19 protein-coding genes are annotated in these 22,145 nt (G+C 67.5%); 7 read left to right on the forward strand and 12 right to left on the reverse strand.

The genetic code is table 11. From position 1 onward, the window contains the following. Positions 1-26: 26 nt before the first annotated feature. From DBR20_RS10335 to DBR20_RS10375, 10 genes are all read right to left on the reverse strand, one after another. A complete protein-coding gene (locus DBR20_RS10335; RefSeq protein ID WP_108266112.1) occupies positions 27-1,565 on the reverse strand; it encodes a GGDEF domain-containing protein in 1,539 nt (512 codons plus the stop codon). Positions 1,566-1,824: 259 nt separating this feature from the next. Continuing rightward, positions 1,825-2,703 (reverse strand): translation elongation factor Ts, encoded by an 879-nt coding sequence (tsf, locus tag DBR20_RS10340; protein WP_089239849.1) that lies wholly within the window; start codon positions 2,701-2,703, stop codon positions 1,825-1,827. Positions 2,704-2,828: 125 nt separating this feature from the next. Beyond that, positions 2,829-3,635 carry a 30S ribosomal protein S2 gene (gene rpsB, locus DBR20_RS10345; RefSeq protein ID WP_089239851.1) on the reverse strand — a complete coding sequence of 269 codons (807 nt, stop codon included), beginning with the start codon at positions 3,633-3,635 and terminating at the stop codon, positions 2,829-2,831. Between the two features lie 219 nt (positions 3,636-3,854). Then, complete coding sequence (locus DBR20_RS22955) at positions 3,855-4,253, reverse strand: hypothetical protein (protein WP_258223290.1); 399 nt, start codon at positions 4,251-4,253, stop codon at positions 3,855-3,857. 15 nt (positions 4,254-4,268) lie between these two features. After that, entirely contained in the window at positions 4,269-4,571 is a 303-nt protein-coding gene (locus DBR20_RS22960) for a fimbria/pilus periplasmic chaperone (protein WP_258223291.1), read from the reverse strand. After that, on the reverse strand, positions 4,571-4,810 hold the full coding sequence (locus DBR20_RS10355; protein ID WP_108266113.1) for a hypothetical protein: 240 nt from the start codon (positions 4,808-4,810) through the stop codon (positions 4,571-4,573). Before DBR20_RS10355 ends, DBR20_RS22960 begins: the two co-directional genes overlap by 1 nt. A gap of 66 nt (positions 4,811-4,876) precedes the next feature. Then, positions 4,877-5,896, reverse strand: coding sequence for a spore coat U domain-containing protein (locus tag DBR20_RS10360; protein ID WP_108266114.1), 1,020 nt, complete (start codon positions 5,894-5,896; stop codon positions 4,877-4,879). Further along, positions 5,893-8,268: a fimbria/pilus outer membrane usher protein gene (locus tag DBR20_RS10365; protein WP_229979393.1), complete on the reverse strand. Its 2,376-nt coding sequence runs from the start codon at positions 8,266-8,268 to the stop codon at positions 5,893-5,895. Before DBR20_RS10365 ends, DBR20_RS10360 begins: the two co-directional genes overlap by 4 nt. A 7-nt stretch (positions 8,269-8,275) precedes the next feature. Beyond that, positions 8,276-9,010 carry a molecular chaperone gene (locus tag DBR20_RS10370; protein WP_108266116.1) on the reverse strand — a complete coding sequence of 245 codons (735 nt, stop codon included), beginning with the start codon at positions 9,008-9,010 and terminating at the stop codon, positions 8,276-8,278. Positions 9,011-9,020: 10 nt separating this feature from the next. Beyond that, complete coding sequence (locus DBR20_RS10375) at positions 9,021-9,548, reverse strand: spore coat U domain-containing protein (protein ID WP_108266117.1); 528 nt, start codon at positions 9,546-9,548, stop codon at positions 9,021-9,023. Between the two features lie 173 nt (positions 9,549-9,721). On the opposite strand from DBR20_RS10375, the gene map reads away from it, so the two are divergent. Genes map through dapE form a run of 5 tightly spaced genes read left to right on the forward strand, consistent with a single transcriptional unit; the run spans position 9,722 to position 15,743 of the window. Continuing rightward, the gene (map, locus tag DBR20_RS10380) at positions 9,722-10,564 is read left to right on the forward strand and encodes a type I methionyl aminopeptidase (protein WP_089239865.1); all 843 of its coding nucleotides are present in this window, start codon (positions 9,722-9,724) and stop codon (positions 10,562-10,564) included. Between the two features lie 2 nt (positions 10,565-10,566). After that, complete coding sequence (locus DBR20_RS10385) at positions 10,567-13,194, forward strand: [protein-PII] uridylyltransferase (protein WP_108266118.1); 2,628 nt, start codon at positions 10,567-10,569, stop codon at positions 13,192-13,194. After that, a complete protein-coding gene (gene dapD, locus DBR20_RS10390; RefSeq protein WP_100552023.1) occupies positions 13,194-14,240 on the forward strand; it encodes a 2,3,4,5-tetrahydropyridine-2,6-dicarboxylate N-succinyltransferase in 1,047 nt (348 codons plus the stop codon). The genes DBR20_RS10385 and dapD overlap by 1 nt, the downstream gene beginning before the upstream one ends. A gap of 13 nt (positions 14,241-14,253) precedes the next feature. Next, a complete protein-coding gene (locus DBR20_RS10395) occupies positions 14,254-14,619 on the forward strand; it encodes an arsenate reductase (RefSeq protein WP_108266119.1) in 366 nt (121 codons plus the stop codon). Beyond that, positions 14,616-15,743 carry a succinyl-diaminopimelate desuccinylase gene (gene dapE / locus DBR20_RS10400; RefSeq protein WP_108266120.1) on the forward strand — a complete coding sequence of 376 codons (1,128 nt, stop codon included), beginning with the start codon at positions 14,616-14,618 and terminating at the stop codon, positions 15,741-15,743. The genes DBR20_RS10395 and dapE overlap by 4 nt, the downstream gene beginning before the upstream one ends. Positions 15,744-15,788: 45 nt before the next feature. On the opposite strand, the gene DBR20_RS10405 is transcribed toward dapE, so the two are convergent. Beyond that, complete coding sequence (locus tag DBR20_RS10405) at positions 15,789-16,682, reverse strand: tetratricopeptide repeat protein (protein WP_181393066.1); 894 nt, start codon at positions 16,680-16,682, stop codon at positions 15,789-15,791. A gap of 358 nt (positions 16,683-17,040) precedes the next feature. On the opposite strand from DBR20_RS10405, the gene asnB reads away from it, so the two are divergent. Together asnB and DBR20_RS10415 are read left to right on the forward strand one after the other, a co-directional pair. Continuing rightward, positions 17,041-18,732, forward strand: coding sequence for an asparagine synthase B (gene asnB, locus DBR20_RS10410; RefSeq protein ID WP_108266122.1), 1,692 nt, complete (start codon positions 17,041-17,043; stop codon positions 18,730-18,732). Between the two features lie 106 nt (positions 18,733-18,838). Continuing rightward, complete coding sequence (locus DBR20_RS10415) at positions 18,839-20,227, forward strand: cation:proton antiporter (protein ID WP_108266123.1); 1,389 nt, start codon at positions 18,839-18,841, stop codon at positions 20,225-20,227. A gap of 121 nt (positions 20,228-20,348) precedes the next feature. Here the strand turns inward: DBR20_RS10415 and DBR20_RS10420 are convergent. Further along, positions 20,349-22,145 (reverse strand): penicillin acylase family protein (locus DBR20_RS10420; protein ID WP_108266124.1); only part of this gene is annotated, 1,797 nt, incomplete at its 5' end.

A 22,145-nucleotide genomic window follows, 5' to 3' on the forward strand; every position in this document is an offset into this window, starting at 1 on the left:
TGCCCCGTACATCCGGGGCGCACCATTCAGCCCAGCTCAGCGCCCGCAGTGGCAGACAGCTCATCATGCCCCAGCTCACCGGGAGAGCGTGCAATGACCCGGTTGCGGCCCAGGTTCTTGGAGCGGTAAAGCACGTCATCTGCAGCGCGCAGCAGGTCCTGCACGCCGGCAAAACGCTCGTAGCCGCCCTGGGTGGCTACGCCGGCCGAGAAGGTGATGAACAGCGGGCCGCCTTCCAGTTCCGCCATCGGGGTGGCGACGATGTTGGCCAGTACCCGGCGGATCACGTCCAGGGCCACCGATTCGCTGGTATTGGGCAGCAGCGCGACAAACTCCTCGCCGCCGAAGCGGGCGACGGTGTCGCTGTTGCGCAGCTGCCCCTGCAGCTTGCCGGCAAAGGCGCGCAGCACCTCGTCGCCGGTCAGGTGGCCGTGGGCGTCGTTGATCTTCTTGAAATCGTCCAGGTCGATGAAGGCCACCGACAACGGCCAGCCATGGCGGCCGGCACGCAGGAATTCCTGTTCAAGCACGGCTTCGAGCTGGCGACGGTTGAGGACGCCGGTCAGGGCATCGCGATGGGCCTGGTCGGCCAGGCGCTTGGCGCGGGCCTCGAATTCATCGGCGCGACGGCGGGCCTGATCGGCATCCTGCAGTTCGCGCAGGTTGCGCAGGGTGGCCAGCTCCTGGGCGTGGTCGATCAGCTCGCGCACGCGGGCTGGCGAATTCAGGCCGTTCTCGAACAGGCTGGCGATGTCCGGCAGCGCTTCGCTGATCCGCGCCAGGACCTGGTCGAAGCGGGCGCTGTCCAGCTCCAGCCGGTCGTGGACCTGCTGCAGGGCGCGTTCGCGGGCAGCATCGGCGTCTTCGTCCAGCCAGATGTCGGCGACGGCGCCAGACAGCTGTACGCAGGCCTGGAATGGATTCTCGGCGGCACCTTCGTCTTCGCTGTGGCGGATGCTGTCCACCAGGTAGCGCGGCAGGCCCCACTCCTCCGCTACCCATGCACCGACGTCGGCGTGGCTGCAGCCGAGTTCCTGGCGCTCGCGCGCGATCAGGTCGGGGTTGTCGCGCGCTTCGCGCAGCAGGGGCAGGTAGCGTTCGGATTCGGCCTGGGCCAGGCACAGCACGCCCATGTCCTGCAGCAGCCCGGCCAGCATCAGCTCCTCCAGCCGGCGCAGGCCGCGCGCCTGGCCGAGCTGGCTGGCCGCCAGCGCGCTGAGGATGCTGCGCTTCCAGGCGCGCTGGCGCAGGTCGTGGTCGGCGCCGCCTTTGCCGGTCAGGCCCTGGGTGACGGTGAAGCCCAGGGCGAGGCTGATCGTAGCGTTCAGTCCGAGCATGGTCAGCGCCTGGCCGAGGTTCTCGATCCGGCGCCGGCTGGCGTACAGCGGCGAATTGGCGATACGCAGCATGCGGGCACTCAACGCCATGTCGATGGCGATGATGTCCGCAGCGGTTGCGATGTCCGCTTCCGGGTCCTGGGCCAGTTCGATGATGCGCAGGGCAATACCGGGCGGCGAGGGGAGGTTGCGGCAAAGCGCCAGTGCAGCTGTCAGCTCGGGAGGCATGTCGGGTCGTTCAATTCCATTAGGACAAGAATACCTAGGAATGCATCACAGTCCGCGACTTTCGTTCCTGTTATGTGACTGCAGGTTCCCTGTGCCGAGTATCGGCTTGATTCGCACGCAACGCAAAGACCCTTGGTTCCGGTGTGCGCAGCAACGGTGCGCACCCACAGAAAGGGCACCCACCGCGGGTGCAGGCATAAAAAAAGAGCCGCGGTTTCCCGCGGCTCCTTCTGGTTTCATCACAGCCGCGAGGCTGGAATCAGACCTGCATCGCCTTGGCAACTTCGGCGGCGTAGTCTTCCACCACCTTCTCGATGCCTTCGCCAACGACCAGCAGCTGGAAGCCAGCCACGTCGGCGCCGGCAGCCTTGACGACCTGCTCGACGGACTTGTCGCCGTCCAGCACGTAGCTCTGGCCGTACAGGGTCACTTCGCTGACGATCTTGTTGATCTTGCCGCTGATGATCTTTTCCAGGATGTCGGCCGGCTTGGACTTGTCCTTTTCGGACATCTTGGCCAGTTCGATTTCCTTTTCCTTTTCCACGAACTCGGCCGGCACATCGGCAGCCTTGTTGTGCGGCGGCTTCAGCGCAGCCACGTGCATGGCCAGGCCGCGAGCCAGTTCGGCGTCGCCGCCGATCAGGTCGATCAGCACGCCGACCTTGCCGTTGGTGTGGACGTAGGAACCCACGTTGCCGGTGGTGTCCAGCTTGACCAGGCGACGGATGAGGATGTTCTCGCCCAGCTTCTGGATGGCGGTGGCGCGGGCTTCTTCGACGGTTTCGCCGGTGGCCAGCTTGGCGCTCTTCAGCACTTCCACGTCGGTGGCGCCCGATGCCAGGGCAGCGGCAGCGACGGAATCGACGAAGTTCTTGAAGTTGATGTCGTTGGCGACGAAGTCGGTTTCCGAGTTGATCTCGACCAGCACGGCCTTGCCGCCGTCCTGGGCCAGGCCCAGACGACCTTCGGCGGCCACGCGGTCAGCCTTCTTGTCGGCCTTGGCGGCGCCGGACTTGCGCAGCGCTTCAGCAGCGGCGTCGATGTTGCCGCCGGCCTCGGTGAGCGCCTTCTTGCATTCCATCATGCCGGCGCCGGTGCGCTCGCGCAGTTCCTTGACCAGGGAAGCAGTGATTTCCACGGGATTACCTCACGAAAGAAAGGGGTTGGGCCGGCATGGTGGCCGGCCCGTGTGACAGTTTCCTGTCGTCGCGCCATCGGCAGCGGACAGGAAAGGTGGGCGCGTGGCGCCCACCGGGGCCTGGATCAGGCCTGGGCTTCGCCCTTGTCGGCAGCAACGGCCTTCTTGGCCGGAGCGCGGCGAACCGGCTTGCCTTCTTCGGCCGGAGCGTCGGCGAACTCTTCTTCACGGACGGTGGCAGCGTGCGGCGCAGCAGCCTTGCCTTCCAGCACGGCGTCAGCAGCAGCGCGTGCGTACAGCTGCACGGCACGGATGGCGTCGTCGTTGCCCGGGATCGCGTAATCCACCAGCTCCGGGTTGTAGTTGGTATCGACGACAGCGATCACCGGGATGCCGAGCTTCTTGGCTTCCTTGATGGCGATGTCTTCGTGGCCGATATCGATGACGAAGATCGCGTCCGGCAGACGGTTCATGTCCTTGATGCCGCCCAGCGAGGCTTCCAGCTTGTCGCGCTCGCGACGCAGGCCCAGCACTTCGTGCTTGACCAGCTTCTCGAAGGTGCCGTCGGATTCACCGGCTTCCAGTTCCTTCAGGCGGGCAACCGACTGCTTCACGGTACGGAAGTTGGTCAGGGTGCCGCCCAGCCAACGCTGGTTCATGAAGGGCATGCCGCAACGCTCGGCTTCTTCACGGATGGACTCACGCGCGCTGCGCTTGGTGCCCAGGAACAGGATGGTGCCGCGCTTCTGGGCAACCGACGAGATGAAGTTCATCGCGTCGTTGAACAGCGGGACGGTCTTTTCCAGGTTGATGATGTGGATCTTGCCGCGGGCGCCGAAGATGTACGGAGCCATTTTCGGGTTCCAGTAGCGGGTCTGGTGGCCGAAGTGGACGCCGGCTTCCAGCATCTGACGCATGGTGACCTGGGGCATTGCAATACTCCTGATGGGGAACCGGCGATTCCGCCCGCGGGATAGGTATGCGGGACGCGTGGAAGCGCTGAAGGTTCCGGGGTTGGGCTTCCCTGTTGCCTCCGTGGCCGAACTCCTTGCGGAGCACCCCGGCACGGATGGGGGCAGCAGGTGTGGATTCACCGGTGACGTCCGGTGTGGACGGCGTCCCGCGCACAGGGCGGCAGGACATCCGGGCAATTATAGCCCGCCAGGTGCTCCGGCCGCAAATGACGGGGGCGGGGCGTCCAGAGCCGCCTCCGGTGCATGGTCCAGGCGGGCCCGGAAGCGGCCGCCAGCATAGCCATCGGCGCGCCAGGGCAGCGCCCAGTGGCGGCGGCTCCCTGGCAGGACGTAGCCGGCCAGGCCGGCGATCAACAGCTGGCGGCGTCCTTTGGCGTCCATAAACACCAGGTCGGCCAGGTGCGCATGGCGCGTGCCTTCATTGTAGAGCCACAGCTGCTGCGGCTGTCCGGGCAGCGCGCGTGCCTGCAGGTGCAGCAGGGTGGGCGCCGCCAATGCGACCGGATCGAGGAAGACCGGCAGCGAGTAGCGGATCGGAGGAAACGGTGTGGGCACAACACTCGCCGGGCTGATCACCAGCCAATACGCGTGCTACACGCCAGCAGGGGCCGGGCCGAGGCGCACAACGCGCAATCGCTGGCGCTGGCCGGCCGCGATCTGCAGCCTGCGAGGGCTCAGCGCCACGTCTTCGGCAGGCAGCAGCTGTTCGCCATCGTCCTGTTGCTGCCATCGGTACAGCCGGGCCTCACCCTGCCAGGTGCCGGCTTCGGGGTTGCGCAGCCATAGTTCGGTGTCGGTGCGATCAGCCGGCAGCAGCAACCGGGTGCTGGACAGTTCAAGGCTGTGCGCCAGGCACGGTGTGAGTGCCAGCCACAGCCACAGCAGGCGACGCATCAATAGGTCACCGTCACCATCGCCGCTGCTGCGGAGCTGCGGGGAGCTGCCGGGGTCAATGCCTGCACCTGCAACGGCACGGGTGCAGGCGCATCGCTGCGCTGCTGCGCGGCAGGTGCCCGGCGCGCATCGCTGACCTGCAGGGTGATGGCCAGGCTGGCGTGCGACTGCGGAGCTGCCGCGAGGGCGAAGGTGCTGCCGAGTACGCTGACGCTGGCCAACAGGAGGACGTAACGCAATGGCGGTGCCGGCAGTGGGGACGCAGGCCATATCGGCGTTCCTGCGCAGATCTGTAGCCGGAACGCTCAGTAGGTGATGGTGACCGTGACCGTGTCGGTGTAGACACCCGGCGACGTCGTGGCGGCGCTGGTGGGAGCAACCCGGCCGTAGATGGTAAGGCTCTGTGCCGATCCGCTGCCCGTGCCGGGCACGGTGCTGCTGTTGAGCACGTTGCCCCAGCGCAGGGTTCTCCCTGCATTCTGGTAGAGCTCGTAGGGCACGGTTGCACCGGTGCTGCCGACGCGCATGCGCCGGTTGCCTGCGCCATCGGCGTTGCTGCCGTTGTCCAGGCCTATCTGGAAGGCGCTGCGGTTGACACAGGTCAGGCTGAACACCGCGGTGCGGTCGATGTTGGCGAGCACCGTGCCGGTGCTGCTGCCGAAGTTCATCGGCGCGGTGACATAGGTGCCGCACGACGGATTGACGGTGGCGTTGGCGATCACCGACATCGTGGCGGTGATCAGCCCCGAATTGCCGGTGACGGTGGGCGACCCCACGGTGCAGTTGGCAGGGTAGGGCGGTGTGCCAAGGATGGGTTCGTTGTAGGCGTACTGGAACGTGGCGGCCAGGGTGCTGGTGAAGGCGCCGGCCGACAGCAGCTGGCTGGCCGGATAGCGGCCGTAAAGCGTGACCGTGCCGGAGCCGGATCCGCCCAGGACAGGAACCGGGTACTGCATCTGGTACATGGCCCAGGCGGGGCTGCTGGCGCTGCCGCTGCCGAACACGCTGGTACGCGCGGCATCGCTGTAGATCTGGTAGTTGAGGCGGTCGCCGAAGCTGTTGGCGAACGTGCGTGAGGGGGTGATGGTGGTGCCGCCGGTACCTGCGGGCAGGCCCACGCAGAACGTCACGCGGGCGTTGGCCAGCAGCGCGACCGCACCGGTGCTGCAGTTGATGTTGAAGGTCGTGGTGGTGTCAACCAGACCGTTGGAGACGGTGCCGAAGGACAGCGTCGGACTGGTCAGCGAGCAGGACGTAGCCGCGCGCGCCGGCAACGCCTGGAGACCCAGCCACAGGGCCATCAACGCACCCAGAAGGCGGATCACGGGTGTTGCTCCGGCGCGCAGCGCAGCGCAGCGAGCCGGCGGATGCCGGGCCCGGGGCGCTGCACCTGTATGTGGCAACGGCCCTGTTCGCTGTCGACCTGCAGCAGGGTGGTTTCGCTGCCGAGCTCTACCCAGGCCTGGCCATCATGGCCGACCACGGTGGGTGGCATGCCCTCGCCCTGCACGCGCGCGCCCAAGGGCAGGGGGCTGCCGTTGCCATCAAGCAGGGTCAACAGCACGCCATGCGACTGTCGCAGTGCGAAGTCCACGCGCATTCCGGCGCCCTGGCGGGGCGTGGCCAAGGTCTCCACCTGCTCGGCACGCAGGTCGGCAGGAAGTCCCAGTGTGTCGATCGTCAGGCGGTTGCGTTGCCATGACAGCAGCGGTGTGACCAGCAGCAGGCCCTTGTGATCGGTGACGCCGATCTGCCTGTTTTCAAGCAGCACCGGAACGCCAGGGCGACCGGTGGAGACCACGGCGAAGGCGTCTGGCACTTCGCGTGCGGCAAACACGCTGCCGGCCATCCATACCAGACTGCCACTGGCATTGCCGTAGGCGAAGGTCTGCCCGCTGTTGCGGGATATGCCGGCGGCGTAGCGGCCGTGAGCGCCGAGTGCGCCGATCTCGGCCAGGCCGCCGCCATCGTCGCGCGCCTGCAGGCGCCACCCCGGGCCACCCCGGCCACCGTCGCCAGGCACCGGCCGCATGACCTCGGCGCTGGCGTAATGGCGGTCGCCGTTGCGCTGCGCCGACAGGGTGGCCTGCCGGTCCTGGCCCAGATGGGTGCCCAGTGACAGGTAGACGCTGCGGTTGCGACGCTGGTCGATGTCCTGGGTGGCAGAAAGATAGGCGTTCCAGCGGCCGAACGTGCGTGACCAGAACAGGCTCAGGTAGCGGCTGCGACTGAACGGCAGTGCCTGCGGTGGCGCCGGTTGCGGCGCGTTGAAAAGGGGCTGCGGCTGGTCCAGGCGCAGGTAGCTCACGCTGAAGGACCCCAGCTGCTGCAGGTCAACGCCGAACGATGCCTGCTCGCTGACCCGGGGCGGGACGTTGTCCTGCAGGCTGCCGAGATCGCGGTAGTCGCCGCTGGTGCGGCGGCTGGCCAGGTTTACATTGAAGCGGCGGTTGTTCCAGTTGTAGCCCAGGCCGTACTGGCGGCCGCTGCGCTGGCCGTCGCGGCTTTCGCTCCAGTTCGCGCTGAGCACGCCGGCCTGGCCGAGCAGCCACGCACCGCCGAGCCCTGCATTGACGATGCCGCCACCGCCTTCCGCATGCGCTTCGGCGGTGAAGCGGTTGCTGACGCCGCGTCGCAGGGTGGCGCTGGCGACGGTGTCGGTGTCATAGCGGAACGAGTGGATGCCATAGTCGCGACGCAACCTGCCAAGGCCTGCGGACCAGTCCGACAGGCCCGCCGCGAGCAGTTGCTGGGTGCCGTAGAAGGCGAAGTCCAGGGTCTGCATGCGGCCAAAAGCATCGGTGACCACCACCTGGGCTGTGCCGGTGCCATTGATGCCGGGTTGTGCGGCAAGCTGGAACGGACCGACCGGGACCTGTCCGGTGTACTGGCGAAGCCCGTCGATGTAGAGCTCGACGCTGGACGGGACGACCGCCTCGCCGAGGAAGGCCGGCGTGGGGGTGAGCACACGGTAGGGCTGCAGGCCGTAGTTGCGACCGATCTGCACCCCGGCCATGCGGGCAGGGCGGCTCCACTCCAGGAACCCGCTGTAGAAGTCGCCCACCGTCAGGGTCAGTGCCTGCTCCGGCAAGTCCAGGCGCCAGCTGGTATCCAGCCGCACCGATTCCTGCTGCCAGCCTTCGCCGGGGAGTTGGTAGCTGCGCATCAGCGCCGTGTTGCGCAGGGTGCCGTTGCCGAAGCCGAACAGGCGGACGTCGCTGTTGAGGCTGACATTGCCCAGCCCATTGCTGTGGCTGGCGTAGACGTCGTAGTTGACAGCCATGCCGGGTGACGCCTGTGCGGCCGGCGCCGACTCGATGCCCCTGCCCAGCTGCGCTACCGGCAACTGCAGCTGCTGCAGCGGTACGTGCAGGTCCAGTACCTGCAGGCTGGCGTCGTAATGAACTATCAGTTGCGGGATCTGATCCAGGTAGACCGGCGCGTCGCCGCGCACGGGAAAGCCGAGCTGGCGCAGCGTAGAGGCCGGTGCCTGCAGCCGTCCACCCTGCTCATGGAACAGCATCAGGCCGCGCTGCGCCTGGTTGAGGCTGGTGTCCAGATACAGCGCCTGCGGAGCGGTCAACGGTGTCGGTGCGGGTAGCGACGCTTCGGCGGCGATGTCGGTAGCAGGTGCCGGCAGGCCACGGCCGGCGCCGTGCACGGAGACAGAAGCCAGGCCGGTGCAGCAGGCCAGCATGCAGGCCTCAGCGAGCCGGCGGCGTCGCAGGCAGGGGCGTAAGCTGCGACCCACCATTGATCCTCGCACTGAAGGTGCCGCCGACCACGTGTGCAGGAGCCTGCTGCAGGGCCCAGCGCATGGTCTGCCTTGGCAGCACATAGCCCACCAGACCCGGCAGCAATGGCGTGCTGCGGCCCTCCAGGGCGACCGCCAGATCGGCGATCTGCGCGTGTCCGTTGCCGCTGTTGTGTACTTCCAGCATGGCTGGGCTGGCGCCGCCATCGACCAGTCGCGCCTGCAGTTGCGGCATGGGCGGCTTGCCGTCCGGCTGCACGAAGAAGGGAATCGAATAGCGCAGCACGAACTGCATGCCTTGGCGGGCTGGATCGTAGGCCGGGATCTCATCGACGATCACCCGGAATGCCTGCTGCTCGGCAGGAGCGGCGGCATCGACGCGGACCAGGCGCACCAGTTGCCGCTGGCCGGCGGCGAGCGACTGCATCGGCGGGCTTGGCAGCAGGTCGTCACTGCTCTCGAGCTGGTCGCGGCCATCGGCCTGCTGCCAACGGTAGATGCGCACCTGCACCTGCACCGGTTCGGTACCACTGTTGCTGATCCACAGGGCCTCGGCGTTCTGCCCGGGGCGCAGCTCGAACTGGGTTGGCGACACCTGCAGGCTGGCGGCCAGGCAAAGCGCAGGCGCCAGCGCCAACGCAATCAGCGCCAGCCGTTGCAAGCGGCGTACGCGCGGCAGTGGCATCGGCACGCCCTCAGTAAGTGATGGTGGCGGTGATGGTGTCCTGGTAGGAACCGGGGGCAGCGTTGCTGAGGCTGGGGTTGGCCACCTGGCCGTACACCTGGTAGACCTGGTTGGCGCCGGTGCCGGTGCCAGCCACCGTGTTGGTGCCAGTGCTCGCGCCCCACACGGTGTTGTGGCCGGAATCCTGGTAGAGCTGATAACCGACGAAGTTGTTGGCGGTCACCCCGGTGTCGGTATTGCGCATGCGGCGGGTGGTCACGTCACCGGCGGTGGTGGGGTTGAGGCCGGCATTGAGCGCGATCGTATAAGGGGTGGTCACGCTGCACTGGGCGGTCACCGTGCCCTGCGCATTCAGCGGGGTGACGGAGCTTGAATCGGCATTGCCGAAGTTGACGTTGGTCGCTGCTGCGGCCGTGATCGTGCAGGCCTTGTTGATGGTCAGCAGGACATTGAACGTGACGGTGTCGGCGGCGGCTGCCGGGCCGGCCACCAGCAGGGCCAAGGCCCAGGCCAAAGGGGAACGAGCTGCGGATCGCATGGACAACCTCCCTGACCCGAAGGTCCGTTGAACAGGGCGAAAACGGCACGTTCGGCGCCGTTTTGACGACAGTGGGGCCAGCGTAGGCACCGCAAGTGTCTGTATTCCGTGAGAAACAGGCTATCGAAAGGGTGTGGGCCATCACGCTTTCACCTTCCTTGCCGGATCCGTGCATGGCCCGGATCGCCAGTTGGGTGGCGTTCGTTCAGATTGCGGCCGGATCGGCGATAATGGGTGCCATGAGCGTGAATATCAAAACCCCGCAGGAAATCGAGATGATGCGCATCGCCGGCCGCCTGGCCAGCGAAGTGCTCGACATCGTCACCCCCCACGTCAAGCCCGGTGTCACGACCGAGGAACTGGACCGCATCTGCCACGACCATGTCGTGAACGTGCAGGGCGCCATTCCGGCCAACGTCGGCTACCGCGGCTTCCCCAAGACCGTGTGCACCTCGGTCAACAATGTCATCTGCCACGGCATTCCCAGCGAAGGGAAGGTTCTCAAGGATGGCGACATCATCAATATCGACGTCACCGTCATCAAGGACGGCTGGCATGGCGACACCAGCCGCATGTATTTCGTCGGCACCCCGTCGGTGATGGCCAAGCGCCTGGTCGACGCCACCTATGAGGCGATGTGGCGCGGCATCCGCGCGGTGCGTCCGGGCGCAACCCTGGGCGACGTCGGCCATGCGATCCAGAGCTATGCCGAAGGCGAGCGCTTCAGCGTGGTGCGCGAGTACTGCGGCCATGGCATCGGCAAGGTCTACCACGATGAACCGCAGGTGGTGCATTACGGCCGTCCGGGCCAGGGTCTGGTGCTGCAGCCGGGCATGACCTTCACCATCGAGCCGATGATCAACGAGGGCACCCGCTACAACAAGGTGCTGCCCGATGGCTGGACCGTAGTGACCAAGGACCGCAAGCTGTCGGCGCAGTGGGAGCACATGATCGCGGTCACCGAGACCGGCGTGGACGTGCTGACCCTGTCGCCGGGCGAGTCGCAGGTCTCCTGACGATGCTGCCGGCGAGTTCGCTGCTGGACACGCCGGCCGCGTCGCTCAACGACCCGGATTGGGCTGCTGCCGCGCGCGATGCGCTGCAGCAGGCCGATACGCGCCTGTACCGCCGCTTCGACCAGGGCGACAACATCGAGCGACTGCTGGCGTTGCGCGCGCGCGCGGCCGATCACCTGATCCGCCATGCATGGCAGCGCTGCCTGCCGGCCGACAGTGGTCTGTCGCTGTTCGCGGTGGGTGGCTATGGGCGCGGTGAACTGTTCCCGCGTTCGGACATCGACCTGCTGGTGTTCGGCGATCCACAGGCGCAGCTGGCCCACGAAGAGTCGCTCGCGCGGCTGTTCGCGCTGCTGTGGGATTGCGGCCTGGCGGTCAGTCACGCGGTGCGTTCGGCCGCGCAATGCAGCGAGGCCGCTGCCGATCAGACCGTGCTGACGGCGTTGATCGAAGCGCGCCCGCTGACGGCCGATGAGGCGGCGCGGCGTGCACTGCGTGCGGCGGTGGATGACCGCGAACTGTGGCCGCCACGTGCGTTTTTCCTGGCCAAGCTGGAGGAGCTGCGCAACCGCCACCAGCGCTTCGGTGATACCGCCGACAACCTTGAGCCGGACCTGAAGGATGGCCCCGGCGGCCTGCGTGATCTCAATACGCTGGGCTGGATGGCGCTGCGTGCGTTTGGTGTGCGAGATCTGGAAGCACTGGTCGGCCTGGGCCACCTGGGCGCTGACGAGGCCGCTGCGCTGAAGCGCGAACGCGCGGTGCTGGCACGACTGCGCTTCGGCCTGCATCTGGTGGCGCGACGCCCGGAAGAGCGCCTGCGCTTCGATTACCAGAAGACCCTGGCCGCGCGTCTGGGCTTTGAAGACGACGCCGAAAGCCTGGGCGTCGAGAAGATGATGCAGGGCTTCTACCGCGCCGCTTCGGTGGTGCGGCGGATCAGCGATCGTCTGCTGCAGCGCTTCGAGGAACAGTTCGATGGCGAGGCGCAGCCCGAGCCGCTGACCGTGGGGTTCGCCCTGCGCCGTGGCTATCTGGCGGCCAACGATGCCGACTGGCCGAACGCGGACATCGGCCAGGTCTTCGCGCTGTTCGCCAGCTGGGCGAACAATCCGCAGATCCGCGGCCTGCATTCGTTGACCGCGCGCGCGCTGGCCGAATCGCTGCCGCTGCTGCCTGCGTATGACCAGGCAGACCCTGACGCGCGCGAACAGTTCATGGCCCTGCTGCGCGGCCAGCGCCCGGTCGACACGCTTTCGCGCATGGCGCGGCTGGGCGTGCTCGGGCAGTGGATTCCCGCGTTCGCCCAGGTAAGCGGGCGCATGCAGTTCGACCTGTTCCACGTCTACACCGTCGACCAGCACACGCTGATGGTCCTGCGCAACATGGGGTTGTTCGCCAGCAGTCGCGCCGACGAACGTTTCTCGATCGCCCACGAAGTCTGGCCGCGCCTGCGCAAGCCCGAACTGCTGCTGCTGGCCGGCCTGTTCCACGACATCGCCAAGGGCCGTGGCGGCGATCATTCCGAACTGGGCGCGGTCGATGCACGGGCCTTCTGCCACGCGCAGGGGCTGAGTGGTTCGGATACCGAGCTGGTGGCCTGGCTGGTCGAACAGCACCTGCGGATGTCGGTGACCGCGCAGAAGCAGGACATCGCCGATGCGGACGTGATCCATCGTTTCGCGACCCTGGTCGGCAGCCGCGACCGCCTCGATTACCTTTACCTGCTGACCTGCGCCGACATCGCCGGCACCAGCCCGAAACTGTGGAACGCGTGGAAGGACCGGCTGCTGGCCGATCTGTACTTCGCTACCCGGCGCGCGCTGCGCGAAGGCCTGGAGCACCCGGTGCCGGCCGCCGAGCGCGTGGCCGAAGCGCGCGACAGCGTGCGTGCGCTGGTACGCGAGCAGGGCTACGACGATGCCACCATCGACCGCCAGTTCGCGGTGATGCCCGACGAAGGTTTCATCCGTTTGCGCCCGGAACAGCTGGCCTGGCAGGCCGCCGCGCTGGTACCGATCAAGCAGGGCCAGACGCTGGTGAAGGTACGCCGCATCAGCGTCGACGACCCGGCACTGGAAGTGTTCGTGCACTCGCCGGACCGTGATGGCCTGTTCGCCGCGATCGTGATGACCCTGGACCGCAAGGGCTACGGCATCCACCGCGCGCGCGTGCTGGATGGTCCGGCTGACACGATTTTCGATAATTTTGAAGTGAGCCCGGCCGATACGTTTGCCGATGGCAGCAGCGCCAACCTGGAAGCAGCCCTGCGCGAGGCGCTCAGTGGCGATTTGACGCGGCTGCGTCCCTCGCGCCGGGTGGTGCCACGCCAGCTTCGCCACTTCCGTTTTGCCCCGCGCATCGAGTTCCGCGATGAACCCGGCGCGACCCGTTTTGCCCTGGTCGCCCCCGACCGCCCCGGCCTGCTGGCCGACGTGGCGTTCGTGCTGCGCAACCAGGGTCTGCGCGTGCAGGACGCGCGCATTGCCACATTCGGCGAACGCGCCGAAGACACCTTCGTGATCAGTGACGAACACGACCTCCTCCTGACTGAATCCGCCCGGCAGCAGCTGCATGACGCAATGCTGGCCTGCCTGGACCCTGATCGAAACGCCGGAGACCCCGCCTGATGGCCACCAAGCCTGTAAAGAAGACTGTCGCGACCGCCAAGAGCGCAGCAGCCAAAAAGACCGCTGCCGCTGAGCCGGTTGCGAAGAAGACTGCCGCGCCGAAGAAGGCTGCGGTGAAGAAGGCCCCGGCGAAGAAGGCCCCGGCCAAGACCGCCGAAGCCGCGCGCGCCGAGAACATCGCACGCAAGTCGCTGCGCAAGCCGGCCGGTCCGGGCGTGGAAGAACTGAAGTTCGGCATCGAAAGCGCGTTCGAGCGCCGCGCCACGCTGACCCTGCACGAACTGGAAGGCTCGACCCGTCCGCTGGTCAACCGCGTGATCGATGGCCTGGAAAGCGGCGAATTCCGCGTCGCCGAGCCGGACGGCCATGGTGGCTGGAAGGTCAACGAATGGCTGAAGAAGGCGGTGCTGCTGTATTTCCGCGTCAACGACATGGCCGTGGTCGATGCACGCCCGGCACCGTTCTGGGACAAGGTCGAATCGCGCTTTGCCGGCTATGACGAGGCGAAGTTCCGCCGCGGCGGCGTGCGCGTGGTGCCGGGTGCGATTGCCCGTCGCGGCACGTATTTCGGCAAGGACGTGGTGCTGATGCCGAGCTTCACCAACATCGGTGCGTATGTCGGCGAAGGCACCATGGTCGACACCTGGGCCACCGTTGGTTCCTGCGCGCAGATCGGCCAGCACTGCCACCTGTCCGGTGGTGCCGGCATCGGCGGCGTGCTCGAGCCGCTGCAGGCCAGCCCGACCATCATCGAAGACCATTGCTTCATCGGTGCGCGTTCGGAAGTGGTGGAAGGCGTGGTCGTCGGCCATCACAGCGTGATCGGCATGGGCGTGTTCCTCAGCCAGAGCACCCGCATCTACAACCGCGCCACCGGCGAAATCAGCTACGGCTACATCCCGCCGTACAGCGTGGTGGTGTCCGGCTCGCTGCCGAGCAAGGACGGTACCCACTCGCTGTACTGCGCGGTGATCGTCAAGCAGGTCGATGCCCGCACTCGCAGCAAGACCAGCGTCAACGACCTGCTGCGCGGCCTGGCCGACTGACGGAGCCGCACGCATGAGCACCACCGTCTACGGTCTGAAGAACTGCGATACCTGCAGGAAGGCGAGCAAGTGGCTGGACCGCTTCGGCGTGCCGTACACCTTCGTCGACTACCGCGACAACAAGCCCAGCCCGGAAACGCTGCTGGAATGGGCCGCCCAGCTGGGTGGCCTGGCGGCGATGGTCAACAGGTCCTCCACCACCTGGCGGCAGTTGCCGGACAACCGCAAGGCCGCCGATTCGGAAGCGGAGTGGAAGCTGCTGCTGCGCGAATACCCCCAGCTGATCAAGCGCCCGCTGGTGGTGACTGCCGACGGCAAGGTCAGCCAGGGTTTCAGCGACAACGGCTTCAAGGCGCGCTTCGGCGTGGGCGGCGCGTGAGCGCCGTCCTCGACCTGGCCTGCGATCTGATTGCACGGCCGTCGGTGACCCCGGACGATGCCGGTTGCCAGGCGCTGATCGGTGAACGTCTGCAGGCGGCCGGTTTCACCTGCGAGCACCTGCGGCTGGGTGAGGTCGACAACCTGTGGGCCACCCACGGCAGCGGCGCACCGGTGCTGGTCCTGCTGGGCCACACCGACGTGGTGCCGCCGGGCCCGCGCGAGGCATGGCAGAGCGATCCGTTCGCACCGCAGATCCGCGATGGTGTGCTGTACGGTCGCGGCACCGCGGACATGAAGGGCAGCGTGGCCGCATTCGTGATCGCTGCCGAACAGTTCGTCGCGGCGCATCCGCAGCACACCGGCACGCTGGCGGTGCTGTTGACCAGCGACGAAGAGGGCGATGCCATCGACGGCGTGCGCCATGTCGCACGGCTGTTCGCCGAGCGCGGCCAGCGCATCGACTGGTGCATCACCGGCGAGCCGTCGTCCACTGCCACGCTGGGCGACCTGCTGCGCGTGGGACGACGGGGCAGCCTGTCGGCCAAGCTACGCGTGCAGGGTGTGCAGGGCCACGTTGCCTACCCGGACAAGGCGCGCAATCCGATCCATCTTGCCGCACCGATGCTGGCCGAACTGAGCGCATGGCGCTGGGACGAGGGTTACGAGAGCTTTCCGGCGACCAGCCTGCAGATCTCCAACATCCATGCCGGTACCGGCGCCAACAACGTGATTCCCGGTGAGCTGGAGGTGGATTTCAACATCCGCTACAACCCGCATTGGGATGCAGCGAAGCTGGAAGCGGAGATCACCACGCTGCTGGACCGTCATGGCCTGCAGTACACGCTGAAGTGGCACCGCAGCGGTGAACCGTTCTACACCCCGGAAGGGACATTGCGCGCAGCGGCGCGCGCGGTGCTGGCCGAGCACACCGGCCGCGCGCCGGACGAGAGCACCGGTGGTGGCACCTCCGATGCGCGCTTCATCGCACCCCTGGGTGCGCAGTGCATCGAAGTCGGCCCGGTCAACGCAAGCATCCACCAGGTGGATGAAAACGTGCGCGTGGATGAGCTGGAAGCGCTGCCGGGGCTGTACCAGCGATTGGTTGAACGCCTGCTGGTGTAGCGCCGGTCTGCCGGATTATGTGGATCCGCCGGGCATGGCCCGGCGCTACTCCGAGAACCGGAAGAACGGCGGTTTGATCGCTTCGCGCCAGTACGACTCGTCGGCCATGTAGAAGTCCTGCGCGTGGGCCTTGGCGAACCACGCCGCCGCCGCATCCACGTTCTTCTGCAGGCCATCGCCGCCGCGGCCGAGTGCCAGCCCGGCCAGGTACTGGCCATACACGTTGCCCTGTGCAGCGGCACGCTCATACCAGCGCAGCGCTTCGGTTTTGTCCTGCACCACGCCGATGCCGGCCTCGTACAGCGTGCCCAGGTCCACCTGCGCTTCGGCATCGCCGCGCGCGGCGCGGCGCTGGATGCGCGCGATCACGGGATTCGGTGAAGCATCAGCGCTGAGCGGAGTGCCGGGTTTCGCGGACCCGCTGGTGGCATCACGCAACGGCTGCAGCTTGTACAACTGACGCAGGTAGACCGCGCGGCGCAGGCGCCAGCGCAGCGCGCCCTCCATGTCGCCACGTCGCTCATACCACGTCTCCAGATCGCTCATCGCATACGGCGAGCCGTGATAGGCGGCGCGGTGGTACCAGCGGTAGGCCTTGCGCGCGGAGGGTTTCAGCACCACTGCGTCGGGCTTCTGCGGGGTATCAGCACTGTCCAGCCGGCCGCGTTCCAGGATCCTGCCCAGCTGTTCCTCGGCGCTTGTGGTGCGGTGCGTGCGCGGCGTGGTGGCGGCGGCGCGCGCGTACCAGTCCAGTGCGCGCCCGTCGTTGCGGTACTGATACAGCTTGGCCACGCGTAGCGCCGAATCGAACTGGCCGTCGGCAGCCGCGGCCAGGGCGTCGCGTTCGCTGTCATCGACCGGGCGGGTGGGCGTGGTCGCGCAGCCGCCCAGGGCGATCAGGGCCAGGAGGGGCAGCAGGCGACGGCAGGAGGGGTTCATCCATGAGTTCCGGAAAGCGGGCAGGGGATTATCCGGGTCGCTACCGGCGTGGCCGCTGAATCGGTTGCCATCGCAACTGTTGCGCCGCGCCGGAAACCCGGTTACGGTCGGATCCATGTCGCTCCGCCTGGCCACCGCCGTCAACAACACCAACCGCAATAATCTGCGTGCGAATAATCGCGCGCGGCCGATGCGGGACTGCGCCCTGGGTAGATAGACAGCAACATACGCCCGGACACCAGAAAACCCGCATCGGCCGATGCGGGTTTTTTTGTGCCCGGGCGCAGCCCCACCCGGGCCTGGATGGCCGGTCGAACACCTTCCCCCCGTGTACTTCCCCACAACAGGAGTTCCACCCATGTGTTCGATCTTCGGTATTTTCGGCCTGCAGGCCGGTGACGATCTTCCTTCCCTGCGCCGCCATGCGCTGGAGCTGTCGCAGCGCCAGCGCCATCGTGGCCCGGACTGGAGCGGCGTGTATCTGGACGAAGGCGCGCTGCTGGTCCACGAGCGCCTGGCCATCGTCGATCCGGCCGGCGGCTCGCAGCCACTGCTGTCCGAAGACGGGCAGCTGGCGCTGGCGGTCAACGGCGAGATCTACAACCACCAGCAGCTCAAGGCCGGCCTCGCCGAAGCCTATGCCTTCCAGACCGGTTCGGACTGCGAGGTGATCAACGCGCTGTACCGCCAGGGCGGATCGCCGGCGCAATGGCTGGAACAGCTCAACGGCATCTTTGCCTTCGCCCTGTGGGACCGTGCAGCCGGCCGTGTGCTGGTGGCGCGCGATCCGGTCGGCGTGGTGCCGCTGTACTGGGGCCATGATGCGCAGGGGCGGCTGCGCGTAGCGTCTGAAATGAAGGCGCTGGTCGACACCTGCGCCGACGTTGCCCAGTTCCCGCCGGGCCATTACTACGACAGCGCCAGCGGTGAACTGGTGCGCTACTACCAGCAGCCGTGGCGCGAGTACGACGACGTGCAGGGCCGCCAGGCCGATCTCGCCGAGCTGCGCCAGGCCTTCGAACATGCGGTCGAACGCCAGTTGATGAGCGACGTGCCGTATGGCGTGCTGCTGTCGGGCGGGCTGGATTCGTCGCTGGTTGCCGCCGTGGCAGCACGTTATGCGCGCCGTCGCATCGAAGATGGCGGCCAGAGCGAAGCCTGGTGGCCGCGCCTGCATTCGTTCGCCATCGGCCTGAAGGGCTCGCCGGACCTGGCTGCTGCTGCGGTGGCCGCCGAAGCGCTGGGCACCGTGCACCACGGCTTCGAATACACCTTCGAAGAAGGCCTGGACGTGCTGCCGGAGGTGATCCGCCATATTGAAACCTACGACGTCACCACCATCCGCGCCTCCACGCCGATGTTCCTGCTGGCGCGCCGGATCAAGGCGATGGGCGTGAAGATGGTGCTGTCCGGTGAGGGCAGCGACGAGATCTTCGGCGGCTATCTTTACTTCCACAAGGCGCCGGACGCGCGCGAATTCCACCAGGAACTGGTGCGCAAGCTCGACGCCCTGCACAACTACGATTGCCTGCGCGCCAACAAGTCGATGATGGCCTGGGGCGTTGAGCCGCGCGTGCCGTTCCTGGACCGCGAGTTCCTCGACGTGGCGATGCGTTTCGATGCCGCGCACAAGATGGTCGGCGCCGGTTTCGGTGGTCGCCGCATCGAGAAGGCAGTGCTGCGCGAGGCTTTCGAGGGCTATCTGCCGGACAGCATCCTGTGGCGGCAGAAGGAGCAGTTCAGTGATGGCGTCGGCTACGGTTGGATCGACGGCCTGAAGGCGCATGCCGAAGCACAGGTCAGCGACCGGGTTCTGGCGGCCGCCGACAAGCGTTTCCCGCACAACCCGCCGCAGACCAAGGAGGCGTACTACTACCGCCACCTGTTCGAGCAGTTCTTCCCCAGTCATGCGGCGGCTGAAACCGTGCCGGGTGGCAAGTCGATCGCCTGTTCTTCCCCGGCAGCCATTGCCTGGGACGCCAGCTTCGCCGCCGCCGCTGATCCGTCGGGCCGCGCCATCGCCGGCGTGCACGAGCAGGCGTTGGCCTGACCGGCAGTGCCCGGTCGCCTGACAACGGTAGCGCCGGGCCATGCCCGGCGAGCGCACAGCGCCGGAGCAGGCAAGGACGTATCATCGGCGCCCTGCACATTGGGGAATGTTCATGGACGTACAGACCGGAGGTCCCGTGCGGCCGACGAAGTGGGCGTGGCGTTACCTGGTCTGGGCCGGCGTGCCGCTGCTGGTCGGCCTGCTGCTGGCCCGCTATGCCGGGCCCGGGCTGCCGACGGTGGCCAGCAAGGCCGAAGCCGTGGTCGGCAGCGATTGGGCGCATCACCTGGCCTCGCCGCTCGGCCTGTTCCTGCTGCAGCTGCTGGTGCTGTTGCTGGTCGCCAAAGGCGCGGGCGCACTATTGAAGCGTTTGGGCCAGCCGGCCGTGATCGGCGAGATGGCCGCTGGCCTGATGATGGGGCCGCTGTTGCTGGGCAGTCTGCTGCCACAGGTGCACGGCGCGCTGTTCCCGGCCGCTTCGTTGGGGCCGCTGGGCATGCTCAGCCAACTGGGCGTGCTGATGTTCCTGCTGGTGGCAGGTGCCGAGCTTGATCTGGGCGCTTTGCGTGGGCGTCGTCGATTCGCTTTCACCGTCAGCCACGCCGGCATCGCGGTGCCGTTCGTGCTTGGCGTGGCCCTGGCCATCTGGCTGTACCCGCAGCATGGCCCGCAAGGCGTGAGCTTTACCGCGTTCGCGCTGTTCGTCGGCATTTCGATGAGCATCACCGCCTTTCCGGTGCTGCTGCGCATCCTCGCTGATCGAGGCATCACCCACACATCGCTGGGGCAGACCGCCATCGCCTGCGCGGCGTTGGGCGATGCGACTGCGTGGTGTCTGCTGGCGCTGATCGTGGCCGCAGCTCAGGCCACTGGCTGGTTGCCGGCCAGCCTCAACCTGCTGTGCGTGGTGGCGTTCATCGCGCTGATGCTGGGGCTGGTGAAGCCGTGGTTTGCCCGCCAGACCATCGCGCCGGGCCGCGAAGGGCGCTGGCTGCTGGGCATCCTGCTGCTGTCGCTGGCCAGTGCGCTGGTGACCGAAGTGCTCGGCATCCACGCGCTGTTCGGCGCGTTCGCTGCAGGTGTGGCGGTGTCGTCCAACGCGCAGCTGCGGCAGCTGCTGGTGGCCAGGGTCGAACCGTTCGCGGTGACCCTGCTGCTGCCGCTGTTCTTCGCCATGACCGGCCTGCGCATGCGCGCCGACGCGTTGCAGAGCAGCGACATCCTCTTGTGCGTGGTGGTGATCGCAGTGGCCACGGTGGGCAAGCTGCTGGGCACCTGGAGTGCGGCGCGCAGCACCGGCATGGCCTCGCGCGAAGCGTGGCGACTGGGGGTGCTGATGAACACCCGCGGGTTGATGGAACTGATCGTGCTCAACCTGGGCTACGAGCTGGGCCTGCTCGGCGACCGCCTGTTCGCGGTGCTGGTGATCATGGCGCTGGTGACCACCGCAATGACCGGGCCGCTGTTGAACCTGATCGAGCGCCGCAGGGCCTGACCCGGTCGCGCGGACGGGCATTTTGTAGAGCCGAGCCCACGCTCGGCTCCGCACCAGAAGCAGCCGAGCATGGGCTCGGCTCTACAGCGTGCAGCGCACCCTCGGGCATGTGGTGCCGCCGTCAGTGCACCGGTACCAGCGTCATCGTGTGCTGTGCCTTGCCGGGCAGGAACGGGGTGGGGCGACCATGCACCCAATCCTCGTGCCCCGCGCCCCAGTACGGCGATAGCGGATGGCCGCTCTGCCCACCCGGCATGTGCACGATGCCGTCGGCTTCGTGGCCAGGCGAGACCACCATCCGCTGCGAGGCACCGAAGGTCGGCGTCTGTACACGCGGCATGTCACGGTCGCCGGGCAGGGGATCGGCCGGCATGCACAACCAGCGACTGGCGAAGGCGGGCAGGGCGCGCGCCACCGGATGGCAGATCGCTGCGGTATTGCGCTCGCCCCAGCTGCGGTGCGCCAGCGGCCCCTGCTTGGACAGCTCGGCTTCGGTGCGATGTGCAGCATCGGCCAGCAGCGCATCCCAGCTCGCGTACGCGGGCGGCAGCAGGTTGGCGGGGCGCTGTTCCAGCATCGGCCAGGCGACGCCTTCCAGCTGCGCCAGGCGCGGTGCCAGGAAGTCCTCGCCCAGCTGCGCCCGGGCCGGTGCCAGCAGCGCATCGGTCAGCGTGTCGAGCACCTGTGTACGGAACTCGCGCACTACCCGGTAGCTGACCGAATCGATCGCGGCGCGCCCGTCCCAATGGCTGCTGACCGTGCCCAACCGCTTCAGTGCCGGATCGTTGCTGTGCTCGATCACCTCCTGCAGCAGCACCCACCAGCGCTGCAGGAACACCGCGCGGTCATCCAGCTGGATTGCCAGCAGGTCGTGCTCGTCGAAGCGTTCCTGCGTGGCCAGCAGATCGCGGATCTGTCGGCCGCGTGCGCCGAGGTCGTAGCCGCCGTTGCCGACGGTGGCCAGGGTCGCCTCGTCCACCACGCGGCTGTTGGCAGTCCACAGCCGATGCGCAGCAGGATCGATCAGGCTCGGCGCGGCGTCGCTGCGGATCGGCCAGGGTGCGCAGCCTTGGTTGGCCTGATTGTCATTGAAGCCCAGTGGCGCGCAGTCCGGGCCACGGTCAGGCCGCGCGCCGACCAGGCGCCACGCGATGCGCCCGCTGCGGTCGCCGATGAGCAGGTTCTGTGCGGGAATGCCGGCGTGGTCGGCAATCTGCAGGGCCTGGTCCAGATCGGCGGCGCGTGCCATGTCGGCGAAGTCCATGCGCACCGCGCCCGGCAACTGCGCGACCCAGCGCAGGGCGTCGCCGCTGCCATCGGCGTGGGTGTGCAGGATCGGTCCCCACGCGGTCTCGCGTACCGGGAATTGCACGTCGGTACCGCCGGCCACGACGATCCGCTCCTCATGCACGGTCACCGCAGCGTCGGCGGGTTCGCTGCGGAAGTCGGCGGTGTCGATGTAGCTGTTGGTGAAGCCCCAGGCCACGTGGCCGTTGCTGCCGACAATCACCGCCGGCACGCCCGGCAGCGAGAAGCCGCTGACGTCGACCTGGCCACCTGCGGCCTGCGGATCGGGGTAGCGCAGGCGCACACGGAACCACAGGCTGGGGGCGCGCAGGCCCAGGTGCATGTCATCGGCGACGATCGCACGGCCATCGGCGGTCAGCGCGCCGGCAACGGCGAAATTGTTGCTGCCGACCGCGTCGGCATCTTCCGCAGCCTGGCCGGTCGAGGCCTTCAGCGTGCGCAGGTCCAGCTGGCTGGCATCGGGCAGGGGGGCGTTGCCGCGGGGAGCGCCGGCCAGCGGCGCGTCCCACTCGCTGCCGTCATGCGCCAGCAGGGCATACAGGGCCGGCGGCACCACCGCGCGGATGCGCTGCAGGGCCAGTTCGGACTGGTTGCTGGGGTCCTGCAGGTC

The organism is Stenotrophomonas sp. HMWF023 (assembly GCF_003060985.1).
In the GTDB taxonomy this organism is placed as follows: Bacteria; Pseudomonadota; Gammaproteobacteria; order Xanthomonadales; family Xanthomonadaceae; genus Stenotrophomonas; species Stenotrophomonas lactitubi.